This window comes from Fulvivirga ulvae (genome assembly GCF_021389975.1).
Lineage (GTDB): Bacteria > Bacteroidota > Bacteroidia > Cytophagales > Cyclobacteriaceae > Fulvivirga > Fulvivirga ulvae.
Genome location: NZ_CP089981.1, coordinates 3,624,036 through 3,640,243, shown reverse-complemented (window position 1 = coordinate 3,640,243; position 16,208 = coordinate 3,624,036). Strand labels below are relative to the sequence as shown.

The 16,208-nt window shown below is 43.1% G+C and carries 28 protein-coding genes; 6 read left to right on the top strand and 22 right to left on the bottom strand.

Annotation, left to right across the window (positions count from 1 at the left end; translation table 11 throughout):
• Positions 1-31 precede the first annotated feature (31 nt).
• From LVD17_RS15535 to LVD17_RS15520, 4 genes are all read left to right on the top strand, one after another.
• Positions 32-376 carry a 5-carboxymethyl-2-hydroxymuconate Delta-isomerase gene (locus tag LVD17_RS15535; RefSeq protein ID WP_233759927.1) on the top strand — a complete coding sequence of 115 codons (345 nt, stop codon included), beginning with the start codon at positions 32-34 and terminating at the stop codon, positions 374-376.
• Between the two features lie 40 nt (positions 377-416).
• Positions 417-785, top strand: a complete 369-nt coding sequence (locus tag LVD17_RS15530; RefSeq protein WP_233759926.1) for a DUF7079 family protein — start codon at positions 417-419, stop codon at positions 783-785.
• A 79-nt stretch (positions 786-864) separates the two neighbouring features.
• The gene (locus tag LVD17_RS15525; protein WP_233759925.1) at positions 865-1,179 is read left to right on the top strand and encodes a hypothetical protein; all 315 of its coding nucleotides are present in this window, start codon (positions 865-867) and stop codon (positions 1,177-1,179) included.
• 9 nt (positions 1,180-1,188) lie between these two features.
• Positions 1,189-1,692 (top strand): endonuclease V, encoded by a 504-nt coding sequence (locus LVD17_RS15520; protein WP_233759924.1) that lies wholly within the window; start codon positions 1,189-1,191, stop codon positions 1,690-1,692.
• A gap of 52 nt (positions 1,693-1,744) precedes the next feature.
• On the opposite strand, the gene LVD17_RS15515 is transcribed toward LVD17_RS15520, so the two are convergent.
• From LVD17_RS15515 to LVD17_RS15455, 13 genes are all read right to left on the bottom strand, one after another.
• Positions 1,745-2,239, bottom strand: coding sequence for a hypothetical protein (locus LVD17_RS15515; protein WP_233759923.1), 495 nt, complete (start codon positions 2,237-2,239; stop codon positions 1,745-1,747).
• A gap of 80 nt (positions 2,240-2,319) precedes the next feature.
• The gene (locus LVD17_RS15510) at positions 2,320-2,556 is read right to left on the bottom strand and encodes a DUF3303 domain-containing protein (protein ID WP_233759922.1); all 237 of its coding nucleotides are present in this window, start codon (positions 2,554-2,556) and stop codon (positions 2,320-2,322) included.
• A 147-nt stretch (positions 2,557-2,703) separates the two neighbouring features.
• The gene (locus tag LVD17_RS15505; RefSeq protein WP_233759921.1) at positions 2,704-2,985 is read right to left on the bottom strand and encodes a TfoX/Sxy family protein; all 282 of its coding nucleotides are present in this window, start codon (positions 2,983-2,985) and stop codon (positions 2,704-2,706) included.
• A 126-nt stretch (positions 2,986-3,111) separates the two neighbouring features.
• The gene (locus LVD17_RS15500) at positions 3,112-3,888 is read right to left on the bottom strand and encodes an arylamine N-acetyltransferase family protein (protein WP_233759920.1); all 777 of its coding nucleotides are present in this window, start codon (positions 3,886-3,888) and stop codon (positions 3,112-3,114) included.
• 52 nt (positions 3,889-3,940) lie between these two features.
• Positions 3,941-4,417: a GNAT family N-acetyltransferase gene (locus LVD17_RS15495; RefSeq protein WP_233759919.1), complete on the bottom strand. Its 477-nt coding sequence runs from the start codon at positions 4,415-4,417 to the stop codon at positions 3,941-3,943.
• A gap of 80 nt (positions 4,418-4,497) precedes the next feature.
• Positions 4,498-5,013 (bottom strand): hypothetical protein, encoded by a 516-nt coding sequence (locus tag LVD17_RS15490; protein ID WP_233759918.1) that lies wholly within the window; start codon positions 5,011-5,013, stop codon positions 4,498-4,500.
• A gap of 178 nt (positions 5,014-5,191) precedes the next feature.
• Positions 5,192-5,623: a MarR family winged helix-turn-helix transcriptional regulator gene (locus tag LVD17_RS15485; protein ID WP_233759917.1), complete on the bottom strand. Its 432-nt coding sequence runs from the start codon at positions 5,621-5,623 to the stop codon at positions 5,192-5,194.
• The gene (locus tag LVD17_RS15480) at positions 5,623-6,102 is read right to left on the bottom strand and encodes a glutathione peroxidase (protein WP_233759916.1); all 480 of its coding nucleotides are present in this window, start codon (positions 6,100-6,102) and stop codon (positions 5,623-5,625) included. Before LVD17_RS15480 ends, LVD17_RS15485 begins: the two co-directional genes overlap by 1 nt.
• 232 nt (positions 6,103-6,334) lie before the next feature.
• A complete protein-coding gene (locus LVD17_RS15475) occupies positions 6,335-7,411 on the bottom strand; it encodes a winged helix DNA-binding domain-containing protein (protein WP_233759915.1) in 1,077 nt (358 codons plus the stop codon).
• A gap of 82 nt (positions 7,412-7,493) precedes the next feature.
• Positions 7,494-8,120, bottom strand: a complete 627-nt coding sequence (locus tag LVD17_RS15470) for a hypothetical protein (RefSeq protein ID WP_233759914.1) — start codon at positions 8,118-8,120, stop codon at positions 7,494-7,496.
• A 65-nt stretch (positions 8,121-8,185) separates the two neighbouring features.
• On the bottom strand, positions 8,186-8,887 hold the full coding sequence (locus tag LVD17_RS15465) for a helix-turn-helix transcriptional regulator (RefSeq protein ID WP_233759913.1): 702 nt from the start codon (positions 8,885-8,887) through the stop codon (positions 8,186-8,188).
• A gap of 52 nt (positions 8,888-8,939) precedes the next feature.
• A complete protein-coding gene (locus LVD17_RS15460) occupies positions 8,940-9,314 on the bottom strand; it encodes a VOC family protein (protein WP_233759912.1) in 375 nt (124 codons plus the stop codon).
• A 91-nt stretch (positions 9,315-9,405) separates the two neighbouring features.
• On the bottom strand, positions 9,406-9,990 hold the full coding sequence (locus LVD17_RS15455) for a Crp/Fnr family transcriptional regulator (RefSeq protein ID WP_233759911.1): 585 nt from the start codon (positions 9,988-9,990) through the stop codon (positions 9,406-9,408).
• Positions 9,991-10,159: 169 nt separating this feature from the next.
• Here LVD17_RS15455 and LVD17_RS15450 point away from each other — a divergent pair, with 169 nt between their 5' ends.
• The gene (locus LVD17_RS15450) at positions 10,160-10,570 is read left to right on the top strand and encodes a cupin domain-containing protein (RefSeq protein ID WP_233759910.1); all 411 of its coding nucleotides are present in this window, start codon (positions 10,160-10,162) and stop codon (positions 10,568-10,570) included.
• Between the two features lie 180 nt (positions 10,571-10,750).
• On the opposite strand, the gene LVD17_RS15445 is transcribed toward LVD17_RS15450, so the two are convergent.
• The 9 genes from LVD17_RS15445 to LVD17_RS15410 form a co-directional block, all read right to left on the bottom strand.
• Positions 10,751-11,896, bottom strand: coding sequence for a hypothetical protein (locus LVD17_RS15445; RefSeq protein ID WP_233759909.1), 1,146 nt, complete (start codon positions 11,894-11,896; stop codon positions 10,751-10,753).
• Between the two features lie 100 nt (positions 11,897-11,996).
• On the bottom strand, positions 11,997-13,088 hold the full coding sequence (locus LVD17_RS15440) for an NAD(P)H-dependent flavin oxidoreductase (RefSeq protein ID WP_233759908.1): 1,092 nt from the start codon (positions 13,086-13,088) through the stop codon (positions 11,997-11,999).
• Positions 13,078-13,449 carry a nuclear transport factor 2 family protein gene (locus LVD17_RS15435; RefSeq protein WP_233759907.1) on the bottom strand — a complete coding sequence of 124 codons (372 nt, stop codon included), beginning with the start codon at positions 13,447-13,449 and terminating at the stop codon, positions 13,078-13,080. Before LVD17_RS15435 ends, LVD17_RS15440 begins: the two co-directional genes overlap by 11 nt.
• Positions 13,450-13,462: 13 nt before the next feature.
• Positions 13,463-14,206, bottom strand: a complete 744-nt coding sequence (locus LVD17_RS15430) for an SDR family NAD(P)-dependent oxidoreductase (RefSeq protein WP_233759906.1) — start codon at positions 14,204-14,206, stop codon at positions 13,463-13,465.
• A gap of 4 nt (positions 14,207-14,210) precedes the next feature.
• Positions 14,211-14,417 (bottom strand): tautomerase family protein, encoded by a 207-nt coding sequence (locus LVD17_RS15425; RefSeq protein ID WP_233759905.1) that lies wholly within the window; start codon positions 14,415-14,417, stop codon positions 14,211-14,213.
• Positions 14,418-14,572: 155 nt separating this feature from the next.
• The gene (locus tag LVD17_RS15420; RefSeq protein ID WP_233759904.1) at positions 14,573-15,133 is read right to left on the bottom strand and encodes a Crp/Fnr family transcriptional regulator; all 561 of its coding nucleotides are present in this window, start codon (positions 15,131-15,133) and stop codon (positions 14,573-14,575) included.
• Positions 15,134-15,469 (bottom strand): GNAT family N-acetyltransferase, encoded by a 336-nt coding sequence (locus tag LVD17_RS15415; RefSeq protein WP_306415946.1) that lies wholly within the window; start codon positions 15,467-15,469, stop codon positions 15,134-15,136.
• Positions 15,460-15,609, bottom strand: coding sequence for a hypothetical protein (locus tag LVD17_RS28575; RefSeq protein ID WP_306415945.1), 150 nt, complete (start codon positions 15,607-15,609; stop codon positions 15,460-15,462). The genes LVD17_RS15415 and LVD17_RS28575 overlap by 10 nt, the downstream gene beginning before the upstream one ends.
• Positions 15,606-15,881 carry a dihydrofolate reductase family protein gene (locus LVD17_RS15410; protein WP_233759903.1) on the bottom strand — a complete coding sequence of 92 codons (276 nt, stop codon included), beginning with the start codon at positions 15,879-15,881 and terminating at the stop codon, positions 15,606-15,608. The genes LVD17_RS28575 and LVD17_RS15410 overlap by 4 nt, the downstream gene beginning before the upstream one ends.
• On the opposite strand from LVD17_RS15410, the gene LVD17_RS15405 reads away from it, so the two are divergent.
• Complete coding sequence (locus tag LVD17_RS15405; RefSeq protein ID WP_233759902.1) at positions 15,867-16,178, top strand: hypothetical protein; 312 nt, start codon at positions 15,867-15,869, stop codon at positions 16,176-16,178. The two genes, LVD17_RS15410 and LVD17_RS15405, sit on opposite strands and share 15 nt — an antisense overlap.
• Positions 16,179-16,208 lie beyond the last annotated feature (30 nt).

Genomic DNA, 16,208 nt, shown 5'->3' with positions numbered 1-16,208 from the left:
AGCTTTAGCAAGTTTTAATAAAAATATATCCATGCCACATTTTGTAATAGATTGCTCAGAAAGTATTATTAGCCAAAAGGCGCCGGAAGAGATCATGAAAGCCGTATTTGAGACCGCTGAATCTACCGGATTGTTTAAGCCGGCCGATATCAAAGTAAGAATCAATCCATTTAAGTACTACAATACCGCCAATACCCAAAACAATTTTTTGCATGTGTTTGCCAATATCATGGAAGGCCGTGACATTGATCAAAAGAGTGATCTCTCGAAAAGAATAGTCAGTAAGCTCAACGAGATGTTCCCGGACGTACCGGTAATTTCCATGAACATCAGTGATTTTGAGAGAGCGAGCTATTGCAACAAATCAATGGTTTAGGTCATTAACTTTTTGATGTAAACTTTTCTAATCCCGGCTAATGAACATTATTGATGACAGATTACCCGTATGGGTTGCTCTTTCTGAGTTCTACCTGGACACCGAGCTTCAGGATAAGGATTATGATTTCATTTACAGGCAACTGAAAGACTCCGGCAAATCAGTTAAGGAGCTTAAAGCAATTGATCTGTACGAGGTTTTTCCCGCTTTACAGGCCAATCTGAACAGTGTGGTGGGAGAGTGGGCAGGTTTTAATGAGCAGTGGCTGTGCAAAGTATGTGCTGAAAATTATAGAAAACGAAACAATCCAATTTTCAGGCTGATCGTTACTCTACGCAATAAGCGTTACTATTGGATGAGAAGGGACCATTGGAAGGTGGTGGAGGAGAGATTTGCGTCAGGTTCATAGACCAATCCGGCACAGTATTAACTATCTTTTCCTATTTTAGTTCTATTCTTATCCTAACATCAATTTAAATCCTGCTAACATGAAATTTGATAAGTTTACAAAAGTGATACTCACGGTAATAGCTGTTAACCTGTCTATCCTTACCCTTAAAGAGCTGAGCATTATCCCCGAAGCCCATGCTGATGATCTAAAAGAACCAGTGCAATTGGTTGAAAATCAGAAATACGGGTTAGTACCTGTTAATGCCGATGGCTCCATTACGGTCAGGCTAAGTGATAAAGTAGATGTGAACCTGATCGACATCAATACGTCAGATAAACTGAACATTCACCTGAAATCTTCCGATTCTTACTCCCTTAAAAATGCCGGGCCTTTGGAAGTAAGAACGGACTGAGCCGGGAGGATGATTTTAGCTTTTGATACTTACTACAGGGGCAATAGCGCCAAAACCGTAGCTGTAGCTTTTGAAGATTGGGCAGATCATGAGCCTGTGGAAATATACCATGAGTCCATAGAAGGCATAAAGGAATATGAACCCGGGCAATTTTATAAACGTGAGCTTCCCTGTATTTTAAGCCTGTTGCAAAATATAGATACTAAGCACCTTGAGACCATAGTAGTAGATGGCTATGTGGTGCTTGATGATGTAGGAAAGCCAGGTCTTGGAGGTCATTTATACGAGAAACTGGAACAACAATTTCCGGTGATTGGAGTAGCCAAGTCTAACTTCGCAAAGTTACAAAAGAACAAGATGGAAGTCTGCCGTGGCCAAAGCTTAAACCCGCTTTACATCACCAGTAAAGGAACAGCATTAAGCAAAGCTGCAGAAAACATCAGGAATATGCATGGAGCATACCGCATGCCCACCCTGCTGAAAGTCCTCGATCAGGAAACAAGAAAAGAGTAGAATAGTCAAGACCTCCAAAGTTTCAAAGCTTGGAGGTCCTTATTGAAGGTCTCTACCTCAATTCAACTACAAAAGACCGCTCACTTTGGCTGGACTGGTCCCATTTCAGTTCGTCGTCGTACCAGACTTTTGTGCAGGTGACATTGCTTCCGCTTCGGGTAAATTCGGCTTTTAAGATGCCTGACAAGTCTTCAGTAAATTGTATTTTTATTTCAGTGATGTTGTTTTCAGAGTAGCCGGGATCGGTGTATAAGATAAAAAATGCATCGCCGGATTCTTCAGTAGTCAGGTAGCCCTTCGGTGCATCCAGATTGGCTTCAAAGTACTCTTCCCATTGTCCGTTCACTCTATAGTAAAGTACAATACCTGCCGGTTCAATGCCATCCTCAGCAATATCATTGAGCAGGTTTACTCCATTCTCATCTACAAACTTCATAATGACGGTGGTGTCCACAATGGTACAGCAATCTACGTCATCATCTTTACAGGAAACTGCTATTGCTGCTACTAAAAGAAGCAGAAAAATTACGTTGTTTAGGTTTTTCATAATGCTTGGTTTTCAGTAAATCTAAAGACACCTTAAATGACAAAATGGTTGTAAAGACGTAACAGACAAATTCTCCTGAATCAATCAATTGGAAACACCTCAAAATCAGTGTAATCCGCCCACTTACCGATCCATAATTTAAACAGTGACTCATCGTTGGTTTCCATCAGTTGAAAGCATATACTTTCCTTTTCATTTACCCATGAGTTGAGGTAGTGCAAGCCTTCGGGAAGCATCCTTCCCTTTTCATTAAACCTGTCATAAACTTTGTTGAAGCATCCGGGTTTAAACCTTTCAACTACCATATATTTTTTCATAACTATATTCTGGTCAGACTTCCAAAGATTTTGAAATTTCAGAAGTGATATATTCAGTAAGTAAAATTTTATTTCTTTTTGCTGCTCTTGGCGAAAGGGTTGAAATCTATGGTCTTTTGAACCCAGTATTCCAGGTCTTCATCCATATCAAAGCCTTCGGGATCCACAAATACATAACCTTTCATGGGGCGGCCAGTAAAAATCCATGGGTTTGCTACCTGTTTTCTTCAGGGCTTCTGCTTCGGCCTCAGGCCCCACACGCGCCATCAGACGGTCTTTGCCTGTATTTTTATCCGTGTCAAGACCAATGCACATCTTATCGTTCATGAGAAAGCAACACCCGCCCATCATCTTTTTTTCCTCTACCGCAACATGCTTTTCCCTGAATACCTGATGGATACGCTCAGCCAAGTGCTCGTTATATGCCATGATCTCTGGGGTTTGATACGGATACAATATACTGAGAAATATTCTCCGTTTTGCAATTACCTGACAGGCTTTTTGAAGTCAGAAAATGGAATATTGTAAAATTAGCTATGGAAATTTATCGCTCAATTAGCGGGCCCTGGCTGGCGCTTTTTTAATCCTCACTCCGAAGTGGTGCCATAGCTCACGGTCGAATGCGGCCTCATCCTCAAGCCCGGTTTCTGTTACCTCCTCCCCTGCTTTAATTTTAAGCCTGTTACCGGTTATGGTGATCCTTCCATTTTCGGTAGGCCGTGAAATCAACCTTTTTTGAGTGAAATGCGACTCAGGACTCGTCTGATGATACTGACACATTTCGCTAAACTCACTGAAGGCCCTGTCGATATTTTTAAAAATGTACTGGGGCACGACTTGCTTACCTTCTATTTTGCTTATACGAAACCAATTTTCATCCAGCATATCAACCATAAAGTTTCCGCGCTCATCGTGCTGGATGCTATCGGGCTCCATTTTCAAAGGAGCAAAAGTAAATTCCCCAAAGCCTACATCGGTCAGATATTCATCCCCATTAATTTCCACGATGATAGCCAAATGGTCATATTCTTTGGAATAACCCTTTTTACTATCAAATACCCTGGCTGAAATGCGTTTTGTTTTATAGCCCAAAGCCACAAGCAACTCATAAAAAAGCCCATTAAGCTCATAACAAAAGCCTCCACGGTTACTGCCCACAACCTTACGGTAAATTTTATCTACATCAAGTTCGATGTAATGGCCAAAGTGTATATCAAGGTTCTCAAAGGGTATATTCAAAAGATGCGCTTTCTGCAAGTGTTTTAACACTTCAAGGGTAGGCTCCAACGCTCCCTCATAGCCGATCTTGTTTAAGTATTCTTCTTTATTCATGGGGTATAAAGCTAAAAAGGTGAACAATTATAAGGTTTTACGTGGGTATTCCTTAAGGGTTCACTCTTTCAACATCACCATTATTTACCCTATAAACATCCGGGTTATGTTTTTCCATATACAGCTCGGGTTTTTTCAGGGGTTCGAACCCATACTTTTTATAAAGCCAGGGGGCCGTGTCCGTAAGTAGTATCCAGCGCCTTAGCCCCTGTAGGTTGGGGTGTTCCACGATAAATTGCATCAGCCAATTGCTCAGGCCCATGCCTCGGTATGTTTTGAGCACAAACACATCTCCCAGATAGGCGATGGTGGAAAAATCAGAAATAACACGGGCAAAAGCTATGAGCTTGTCCCGGTCATATATGCCTATGGCCAGCGAGTTTTCTATAGAAAGCTTCACTCTTTCAAGAGGAATACCATTGCTCCAACCGGACTCACGGGAAAGAAAATCATGGATGGCCTCTATATCAAGCCTGGCTTTATCCGTGGAGATGAGGAAATCTCCCTTTGTGCTTTCAATTATCTTCATGTCAGCGTTAAACGTCAGGAGATGGCCGGAAGTTTTAATAAAAACACCGGCCATCTGCCCTTGAGAGGCAAAATCATCTATCAGCCCGCTGTTTCGCTGACCTTAACGTATGTTTCGGTGTTGTGGACACCAAATTCATCTGACTCCAGTTTTTCGAAACCGCTTTGAATAAGGGTATCTCCTTTTATAGTAAGGTCAAATTCAAACTTATGATTTTCAGCAGGCCTGTAGGTGCAATAGTCCAGGTACTCAGTATAGTGGTTTCCCTCAAGGGTATACCTGCCGGCACCGGATACAAATACCGCAGTTGCAGAATCTTTGCCCTGGCTAAGGTCATGTTGAAAAAATGAAAAGTGCGTACCGTTCAGCATCTTGAAAGCTTCCTTTCCCTGGGTATAATCAGTGTAGGTGGTATCTCCCTGCTTTACTATCCGGGCATGGAGCAGTTTCCAGGTGCCGGTTACTGCCGGTTGTTCACTTTCAACAGGCTTAACGTCACTGGCAGACTGATTTTCAAGTGTTGATTGCGTTTCATTTTTTGCGTTGCAAGATAACAGGGCAACAGATAACAGTGCCCCTACAATGTGTAATTTCATTGGTGCGTAATTTTTATGATAAATAATGATTTAAAATGCACAACAGGGCAGATTGCGCATATAGATCGCTAAAGATAAAGAAGGTTATGTGAAATACTAAACCTTTCACGCAAAAAATGAAATACCGGATCAAATGAAGCCATGCATGGCAACGCGGCAACCGGTACCCGGGGTATTGTCAGTCAAATTTTGATAAGAATTTCCACATCAGTTCCCGCATCTGCTTCAGTTCTTCCAGGGGCATATCGATGGCTTCTACCAGATTGGCGGGAATCTCCTCTGCCAGTGCCTGCAGCTCATCTCCTTTTTGGGTGAGTTCAATATACACGGTTCTTTCATCTTCCGTTGAGCGTTCCTTTGCTACCAGGCCTTTGTCACGCAGCTTTTTGAGCAGGGGCGTAACAGTATTGGTATTCAGGTAAAGGCGCTTACACAATTGGCTTACGGTAAGCTTCTGCTCCTCCCACAATACCAGCATGACAAGGTATTGCGGGTAGGTCAGGCCCAGCTTGTCCAGCCAGGGTTGATACAGACGCGTCACCATCCGTGATGTTGCATATATGGGGAAGCACAATTGCTCCTTTAAAAGCAGATGACTCTTTTCTTTCATTAAACTTTCAGCAATTTTTTGATGTCTTTTTCAATTTTAGCCGGCTTGGTAGTTGGGGCGTATCTTTTGTAAGGCTTGCCCTCGGGAGTTACCAGGAATTTGGTGAAATTCCATTTGATCCCGCTTCCAAACAGGCCGCCTAGCTGCTTTTTAAGGTAAGCAAAAACCGGATGGGTATTTTCACCATTTACATCTACTTTCTCAGTGAGTTGGAAGGTAACACCAAAGTTGATCCTGCAGCTTTCCTCCACTGTATCATTGGTTTCGGGCTCCTGGTCCCTAAACTGATTGCATGGAAAACCCAATACCACAAGCCCCTGATCTTTATACTGCTGATGCAAAGCTTCCAGCCCATCAAACTGGGGCGCCAGACCACACTTAGTTGCTGTATTGACAATTAAAACTGCCTTGCCTTTCAGGTCACTCATTTCAATAGTCTTGCCTTGAGGTGTCTTTACATTCAAATCGTAAAAATTCATAAGTTACTTATTTATATCTTTCATGATTATATCGTACACGACAAAAATAACTGTAAAATTTGACTGCTGCAAATCTTTATCGTCATCGCGATGAGAGAGGTAAGAACGAAGAAGAGGTCTCCTTATTTGGTTGTACAAACGTGATCCTAATTGATAATTCATTTTGTGCCTCCGAATGGGGGAATCACTTCGTCGTGCCTCCTCGTGATGACGGTAATATTCGGGTTAGCTTCTACTCTTTATAGGCAACATTGACTTGCTTGCTCAGGAATTTGCCGAATTCGCGGGCTTTTTCTTCTGTTTCCTTCTTCACCTGTTTAGAAACCCGTTTGAAGAAATCTACCTCTACATGTACTTTATCTTTTTTTATAGTCCGCCTCCATAAACCGGCAACTTGTCCGTCCACCACTACTACGGGCCAGAATATACCGTTTTTTGAGATTACTTTTTGCTGATGTCTTTCGTTGAGCATCGCTCTCCGGTCTTTGTAGCTGATGATGAACTCGTCAAAGGCCGGTATGAGATGAAGACCGGGGTTAATTTTATTTAGTGTATGCTCCTCTGCAAACCAGTAGGTTTCTTCGTCATTAACTACCGAATCCAAATCCTTCTTTACCATTTCAAAACCTTTTTTTGCGTCAGTGATCAACAGGCCTGACCACCAGATGAAGTCTTGCAGGGTGGCGGGGCCGTGGCTTTTGAAGTACCTGAGAGTAAGTTCGGCAAGTGCTTCTTCACGCGTCAATGTTCGTTTGCGCTCTACGCGCCGGGACAGCAGTGCATAGGTTGTCTTATTTCCTATTGACCTTCCACTGCAAATGAGGGCTTCCTGCTCGGCTAAGAACAAAAGGTGCGAGGAACGGTTGGCATCTACAGCAATCCCTGAATCTGAAATCTCTTTCACCAGTTCTTCGCGGGTCAGGTACTCCTTGTCGGCGAGGGCATTGACAATGATATCGTTACTTTTGTTAATGATTTTTGCATCCAGTTCCAACTGCCGGTGCCGGGAGTTCATTGATGATAATAGTTGCGGCGCTGTAAGCTCTAGTATCCAATGAAGATCTTCGGCTGCCACCAGGTGCCATGTGGGCCTGAGCAGATGGGTACGGATAATCTCACCTTTATCTATGGCAGCTTCTACCTGCTCCAGTGTTTGTGAACAGCGTAAACCTACCGCCCATTTAGACATCGCAAAATCCTGCGCCTGCATAGCTCCCATATAAGCTACCACCTCACGAGCGCTCCGGTAAGCCGAATTCTGTATTTGCTGACCAGCCAACCTTTTGGTGGCTATTTCTTTCAGATCCATTGGTTCTTTTTAAAGCTTCCTGAAATTCCTCTAAACTTCCGAAGCCCGGAAGGCTCCGGAAGTTTAAATTGTCAGCGTTAATCTACGCGATCACATACCAGAAATCAAGCTGCATGCTTTTTTCATCAGCCATATCGAGCATGGGCTGACATATGGGGTTGCCGATATAGCCCATACATACTTCTTTCGTCTTCCCTAATGTGGCTCCGAAGGTTACTTCTGTATATAAGTTTTCATTTTGCCTGCCTACAAAATGTGCCCGGGTGTTTTCAAATTGGGAGAGGTAATCACGCTCTATACTTTCTGAAACTCTCTGTAGCGTATCGTAGTCATTGCTTTTCAAAGAGAAGCTGCCATATTCCACACAGGAAAAATGGGCAGGTACGGAAAAGTCCTTCTCAATACTCTGAGTAGTCATTTTTACACTACCCATATCGATCATACCGAAAAAAGCCCCGGCATTAGGATCATTGCGGGCTGCTTTTTCAAGGTTACTGATGTCTTCTTTGGCTTTGGCGAAAAGTACGTTGGCATAATCACCGGAAAAATTGCGTACAAGGCAGTGAAATATCACTCCCGGTTGCTTTGTCAAAAATTCAGATTCAAAGGCCATAGCCGCTCTGATCAACTCATCATCTGTTACACCTTCCTTTTGCTTGAATGAAGTAAATTCCATTGCCTTCGGGTGCTCATTACTTACTCTGATCATATTATTTTTTGTTTTAAAAGATTAATAATATGCCAAAGGTGATGGTGGGTATTGACAGCCCTATGTCAACTTGGTTTGGAATATTTTTCTATTTGTGCCTGGAAATAATCGTTGATACTAAAAGGTGTCTTGTGGTGATATTTTTCAGTTAATGGTACGGCTTTGACGATATGGTCGAGGCGAAACTCTCTCAGGGCCTTTCTTAACCGGCAGAAGGCAATTAACACCCACGATTTGCCGGTAAAGTAAATGGCCAGGGGCTCTATCTGTCGTTCGGTAATTTCATTTTTACCAATGGATGAATAGCTAATGTGCAAAACCGTACCATGGGTAATACACTTTTGAACAACGGACAGCCAGGAGTTCTCGACTATTTCAGGCTTGGAGGAAAAGGCAATTCTGCTTTCCAGCTTTTCTACTTTGTCCTTTTCGGAATTCCTTAATATGGCCTTGACCTTGATAAGCAAAGACTCGAGGTCTTTTTTCAGGGATTTATCTGCAAAGTTTGCCAGAAGTTTTTCAGATATCACAAGGGCGTTGGCTTCCTCTTCGGTGATCATCAGCGGAGGCAGTGTATAGCCATCCACGAGGTAGTAACCCACGCCGTTTTCCGAGCCAATGGGCACCCCGGCCTCCTGCAGTGTTTTTATGTCCCTGTAAACCGTTCTTAAGCTCACTTCAAACCTGTCGGCCATTTCTTTGGCTATCACCATCCGTTTGGACTGCAAGTGGATTAAAGTAGCTGTAATTCTGTCCAGTCTGTTCATGAGTGCCCGTGATTTGGACAGTAAAATTAGGGCAAACGTGCCAATTTAATTATCAGGGTAGTTTAAATTCAGGATTATAAATGATCCCAATCACATTGTCCCAGGGGTCTTTTACAGCTCCTACTACCAGCTCCCCTCCCACGTTATGTGGTTTTTCACAATCTTTAGCCCCTAAACCGATAAATCTCTGGTATTCCTTTTCCACATCATTTACGCCCCAATAGGTCATTACACTTTCTGCTTTGGTTTTGGGTGCATTTTCTTCCGGGAGCAAACCCAGCTCATAACCGGCGATATTAAACCCAACGTAGAATGGCTCATTGAAGTAAGGCTCGGTTTGAAAGGCCTTGCTATACCATTCGGTTGCAGCTTTTAAATCACTTACACGATAAATACAGGTTCGTAAACCTAAAAATGGATTTGACATATGTTTTTGATTTAATGATTAACAATAAATTATAACACAAAAATGCCACGACGTGGGGTGCCGTACCTATAAGATAGTTTAAGAAATGATCTTAAACTTTGTTCCCGGTAATTTTCTTTCTGATGGTGCTCAAAAACTCGGGTGTAACTCCTATGTATGAGGCAATCTGCACATTGGAGATGCGATTGTACAGGTCGGGATATTTCTTTAAAAAGTACAGATAACGCTCCTCAGCAGTGGAACTGATAGTTTGAAGAAGGCGCTTTTGCTGTTCTATAAAAGCATTTTCGATAATGATCCTGAAATTTCTGTCGAAAACAGGGAATTTGTCGTAGAGATCAAAAAGATCATTTTTCCCGATCTGTAAAATTTCAGTAGGTTCAAGTGCCTGAATGTTTAATTCACTGGGTTCTTCGGCATAAAAGCTGCCGTAGTCTGCCAACCAGCTATTCTCCGTGGCAAACTGCAGGTTATGCTGATTACCTTGTTCATCTATATGGAAGAGCTTTAAGCAGCCTTTTACCACAAAAGTAAAATGGTTACACTCCTGACCTTCCTTCAAAACAAAGGCTTTCTTCTTTAAGGCACCGCCTATGGCTTTGCTTTTAAGGGCTTGTACGGCCTGTTCCTCCAACGGCCAGTAGTTTAAAAAGCTATTGATCAGAGGGTCGTGCATCTTAACCGGGTTTTGAATGAATTGTGTTCTTCTAAGTTAGGCATTCTGCTTTTACGAAGTAAAATTATGCCGACCGGCAAGATTTAACATTGCACAATGTCGGATTTTTCCAATTTCCGTGTGAAGTCAACCGTTAGCTTTGTGCTTGTTGGATATAACCGCCATTTACATGAAGAAAAAAGCTTTAATCAAATTGCCACCCGACGGAGGCAGAAAGTATGATATGGGTTCTATGAGGGCCATTTTCAAAGCTGATGAAGAGGCGACCCTGGCTCAATATTCCGTTTCGGAATGGTGGCTTGAGCCTCACTCTACAGGGCCAGGAGCACACCTGCATGAGCATAATGATGAGATTTTTTATGTGCTGGAGGGTACGGTTTCTATGCTGGTTGGCGATGAGTGGGTCGAAGCAAAGAAAGGAGCTTTCTTTCTTATTCCTGCCAACACAATGCATGATTTTGCCAATAACTCAGATCAACCTATGGGACTGCTCAATGTATATATTCCGGGAGGTTTTGAGCGGGACATGCCAGCCATACTTCAATGGTATGAGGATAACAGGAAGCCAACTAAAGAGTGATATAAATTAACCCGCAAAGGCTACTGCTTTAAGGCTATTACCCCTCAAGCCAGTGCTACAGAACAGGGAAGCTTTACCAAACTTTTGGAAGTTTAGTAAAGCTGCAAACAAGTTCGGTAAGTTATAATAGAAAGTGGAGTTTATAACTATGAACTACAAACCCGGAACTGTGAACATATTTTAGTAATACCACCTTTGATAGTATGTGTATGGTTCATACCCCGAAGAGGTTACATCCACTTTTAAGGTTAATGGGTAGCCTTCTTCATTATAGGTATAGGTATACTCTCTTTGATGATAATCACCCGCATACTCTGTACGACTGCTTTTAATGTTATTCCTGCTTGTCCATTGGCTGCGGTATACTACGCTGTTGCCTATAGTCAAAGTGCTGTTTAGCAGGTTGTTGCTTTCTATATACAGGGGTTGTAAATTGGTTTGCTCTGTTAATACCGTGTACCAGGGGTTCTTTGAAGTATCATAAGTATAGGTTGTAACCGTTGGTGTTCCGTACGTTTCCCCATCCGAACTACCGGCGGATTCTTCCCGCACAACATTGCCTTTGCTATCGTATTCAAGTTCTATGCGTGTATAAGTGTAATTCTCATAGTAGAAATCATAAATCTCCTCAAGGATCTGAACCAGCTGATCCTGACCATTATACGTATGGTCTCGGATCACACGTACTTTATAGGTGGGACTGAAATTATAGGTTGCACTCATTTTTATTAACCTGTCCTGGCTATCATACTGCATGAGTCCTTCTCCGTTTCCGTCATCAACTGATTTTATGAGCCCGCCGGAATTGTAAGAAAAGCTACTGGCACCAAGTTTTATAACCTGCTCATTACCATTGCGCAATACCTGATTGGTTGCAGATCCGGCATTTTCAACATTTACCAGCATGCCTGCTTCATCGTACTCAAGAAAATACTCACTACCTGCCACTTCGTAGCTTTTCAGAAATATAAAGCCGGTGGTAAAGGAAAAGGTCTGCTCTACCGTTGCCCCGACACTGTCTTCGGCCACTACTTTACCAGAGTACTCCTGCTCATAAGTTAAATCAGACAATGTAAAGGTAGTATCGGTAAGTCCCTCACTTATTTCTGTTCCCTCAAGAAATATGGCGTATTTAACCTTGCCCCCTTCAGGATCGTTGGCCCGGCTCCAGATAAGCCTGGCGGTGTTAGCATCTACTTCAGTATTTATTGTAAAACTTTCCGGCACCCGGTTTTCGGGAGCCGGATCGCTGTCATCATCATTTTTGCAGCCACCTGTCCACAGTGCCGCCACCATTAAGGTTAAAATTATTTTCTCGTTTCTCATTTTACCATTGTTTTCATTTCTTCCATTAAAGGGTAATTTGCCTTTAGTGAAAGCGGGGTAAATGAGGTTACCGGATAACCGGATATTTTTTATGATGCTATTAATCAGCCATATCTTTGCTGCTTAAGTAAGCTAATCTCTCGGTTAAGGAATGAAACAATTTCTCTGCGGATGTATGAACCAATACTGACGAAGGCTCTCCGGCCCAGAACGCAACATATTCCCACTTTTGCCTGGCTATGGCGGCTTGCCTTAATGGTGCGAGAAACTTCCCCTGCACCGGGTATGGTGCAACGATATCGTCCTGAAGATGCTTTAACCCTTCCGTAAAATCGTTGGCCACTGCCCTTGCAAGCCTGCCTGAATATATTTTGGTAAGGGTGGTTTTTAACCGCTCTTCTGATAGCAATTTCTTTTTATGTACATCAGTGGCATTGGATTCATCTGTGGCTAAAAAGGCCGTTCCGAGTTGTACGGCAGAAGCACCGAGTTTCATCACTTTATAGATGGCATCTCCATCGGACAGACCTCCTGCGGCTATTACGGGTATTTTTATATTTTTAAGCGTTTCTTCTACCAATGTTGCTGTATCCATTAATAACTGTGCTCCCGGGTTGAGGAATGAGGCCCTATGACCGCCGGCAGCTGCTCCAGAAGCTACCACCAGATCAGCTCCGGCAGCCTCAGCCAGTAGTGCTTCTTCGGGTGTTGTGGCAGTAATGATGATGGTGGTTTTATTCTGTTTCAGCGCGTGAATAATTTCCTTTGAAGGAATTCCAAAGATGAAGCTCATTACCGGGGGCTTAGCCCGAAGAATGGCTTCAACCTGATTTTCATAGGTATTTTCTTCATATTCCGGGTAGTCGGGAACATCCAACCCCAGCTCATCAAAATACGGCCTCACGGCATCCTTTAGCTGCTCAAAAGCCCTGGAAGTATATTGCTCTATCGGGTCATTTTGCAGAGGCACCCAAAGGTTAAGCGCGTAAGGCTGATCGGTTAATGTCTTTATGTCACGGTTTATTTTCAGAATTTCTTCTGCGTTGTATGCATTCAAGCCAAAGGAGCCCATGCCCCCGCAATTTGAAACAGTTGCGGTTAACCCGGCGGAGGAAAACCCTCCGCCGAATGGCCCTTGAATGATCGGATATTTTATCCTGAGCAGCTTCGTTGCTCTCGTATTATTCCACATGAACAAAAAGTTTGTTTACAATTTTCCATTCGCCATTGATCTTGCTTAAAGCCAGATAGTCGTAGTAATTATAACCAAGCATAGGCACATGAAGCCTGGCAACAGCCACCTTACCGGTTACCTCGACTGAGAGGATTTCCATTTTAAAATCCTCGCCCAATTCGTGAGGGCTTTTCCTCGCCGCCACACCTTCCAGATAATCTTTGAGGTTTTTCAAATAGGCTTCCCCTCTCATGTCGCCATAAAGATACGCTTCCGTAGCAAAGGATCTTCCCAGCTTTTGAATATCACCGTAAAACAACCCTTCAAAATAACCCGTAATCACGGTTTCTATATCGCTGATTTTTTCAGTGTATGTCATAGTCATTTGTTCTTTAAATAGCATGCCCCACGGTATGCCCGCCCGCCACATTAAAAGTTTCTCCGGTAACAAACTCAGCAGTGGCCAGGTAGTAAGCAGCTTCCGCTATTTCGTCAGCTTCACCTATTCTGTTGAGCAAATGCAGGCCTGCCAGGCTATCTGCGTCTTCCACACCAATTTTCCCCTGCAACGGGCTTCTTATTATTCCGGGCGCTATGGTATTGACGCGTATATTATGCTTGCCAAATTCAGCAGCCAACTGCCTTGTCAACGCATGGATGGCTCCTTTACTGGTCATTGGTGCCGTGGAAGGGAACCCGGCAATGGCATGCTCTACCAGCACGGTTCCTATATTGATGATGGCTCCTGAATTCTGCTTTAACATCTGAGGTATGGCAGCCTGGGAGGTGAAGAAGGTGCCTTTCAGATTAACTGACCAGAATTCATCCAAATCGCCCTCTTCCACTTCGAGAAACGGTTTAGGCTTGAATACCCCGGCATTGTTAATGAGTACATCCACCCTATTGAAGTTGGTGACAGCAGCCTGTACCAACCTTTCGCCCACTTCCTTCCGGCTAATATCTCCGGCAATGGTTATCGCGTTGACCGGAGAGCCAAGCTCCTCAAAGGCAGCCTGCAACCTGGCTTCATTGTATGAATTCATGACGACATTACTGCCTTTTTCGATGAACAATTTTGATATGGCCTTGCCTATACCTGTAGATGCTCCTGTTATAATTACTGTTTTCCCTTTCATTTTACTACGCTTTTTTCTGATTTACCCTTTCTGAATATTGTTCTCCACGAACTCCCCAATTGTCTATGGGTACTTCGTCAATCACCACATGCGTGGTTTCCGGGTTCTTGCCCAGGATGTCTACCATGAGTTTGGTAGCCCCTGCAATCAGTTCCTGTTTTTGTTTTTTGGTTACCCCTTCATCGGTAACCCTGATATTGATGTAAGGCATTTTACTTTGTGTTTTGGTGATCAAATTGATTACAACACAAAGTTGGGCTGTGCCGGACAGCTTCTACAGGAGGCAGGTCACTATATCAAAGTGATGTAGATCACATCGATAGACAGAGAAATCAAAAAGATTTTGCAGATAAGAGATAAATACGGTCAGGAATACAGCCTGCTCAGGGTTTCTCTTGATACACCGAGGTATGCGGCAATGAGTTTTTTAGGTATGCGCTGAAATAGTTGCGGGTATCTGGCCTGGAGCTTTTCGCACCTTTCTTTGGCAGTATCTTTCATTTGTGAAAGCACCCTGTTTTGCAGTGCTATATAGCTTAGTTTCGTTTTCTTAGACCAAAACCGCTCCATTTTATGCATTTCGCTGCTTAGTTTCTCCCGGTCATCATAGGTGATGTACAGCAGCTCGCAATCTTCAATACAATCGACAGAAATAGTGGCTTTGGTGCGGTTGGTAAAGGCTTCGTAGTCGGTCACCCACCAGTCTTCCATGGCAAACTGCAGGATGTGCTCTTTCCCATCCTGATCGAAAAAGCAGGATTTGAGGCAGCCTTTGACTACCCAAAATTCCTTATTTACCGATTCGCCCTCCTGAATAATGTATTGGAATTTGTTTCTCTTCAATGCCTTAAAATGGCTGAGGATATATTCAAATTCCTGATCGGTAAGCGGTATGATCTCTTCTATATGCCTTCTTAAAGGATGCATTTACTTAGAAGGGATCGATTGACCGTCTTTGATGCTTTTCTCAAAGCAGATGCTATTCTCCACGCCAATATACTGACCGTAGTTAGCGGTGACCTGATATCCGCTCTTTTTATACAGGCCTATAGCTTCAGGTTGCTTTTTGCCGGTCTCCAGCACGCAACGTGCATAGCCAAGTTCCTTCGCCCATTGCTCAAGGTCGTCCAACACCTTTGCTGCTATTCCTTTGCCGCGCATGGCAGGTGAAACAAACATCCTTTTTACCTCCATAGCATCTTCACCGTGAGGTTTAATAGCTCCACAGCCTACAGGAGCATCATTTTCATAGGCTACCACCACATTTTTAAGATTATCAATTTTATTGAACTGGTGGTAAAATCATGTTCTTCTCCATCGCGTACCTTCAGGTCCGCATCAAGTAATTTAACGAGGGCTACAAAGTCTGCATTGGTTGAGTCCGTTCTTTTCAGGGTTATCATTTGTTTTTATTTTTATTCACCTCATAAATCAATTCCACTACACCGGAGGAATAGGCTGTTTTATCTTTCAGCAACAGATGTCGCTCATCTGGTAATCCTTCAAAAATTTCTATGCCTCCCGGGATTACAATTGGCATAATGAACAAGCGAATTTCATCAATAAGATCGGCATTAAAAAGCAGGGTATTAATATGTCCTCCTCCTACCAGCCAAATGCCTCCTCCGTTTTCTTGTTTTAGTTTTTCAACGAATTTAACATGGCCTTCTGTCACAAATTCTACGTGTTCTGTATTCACAAGACCTTTTTTCCTGGTGAGCACATAATTTTTCTTACCGGCATAGGGAAAATCAACACCCCAGTTAATGACCTGTTCGTAGGTTTTATATCCCTGTATGGTGGTGTCTATGGAATTATAAAAATCATAGTATCCATAGTCGCTCTTTTCAGGGTTGGGGATGGCATCCAGCCAGTCAACAGCACCATCAGGCCGGGCTATTTTTCCGTTGAGGCTGGCGGCGATATAGAGGGTAAGTTTTCTTATGGTATGCGGGGTTTAAAATTAAATTAACGGCTCTTCAGAAATTAAGTTAAAACGATT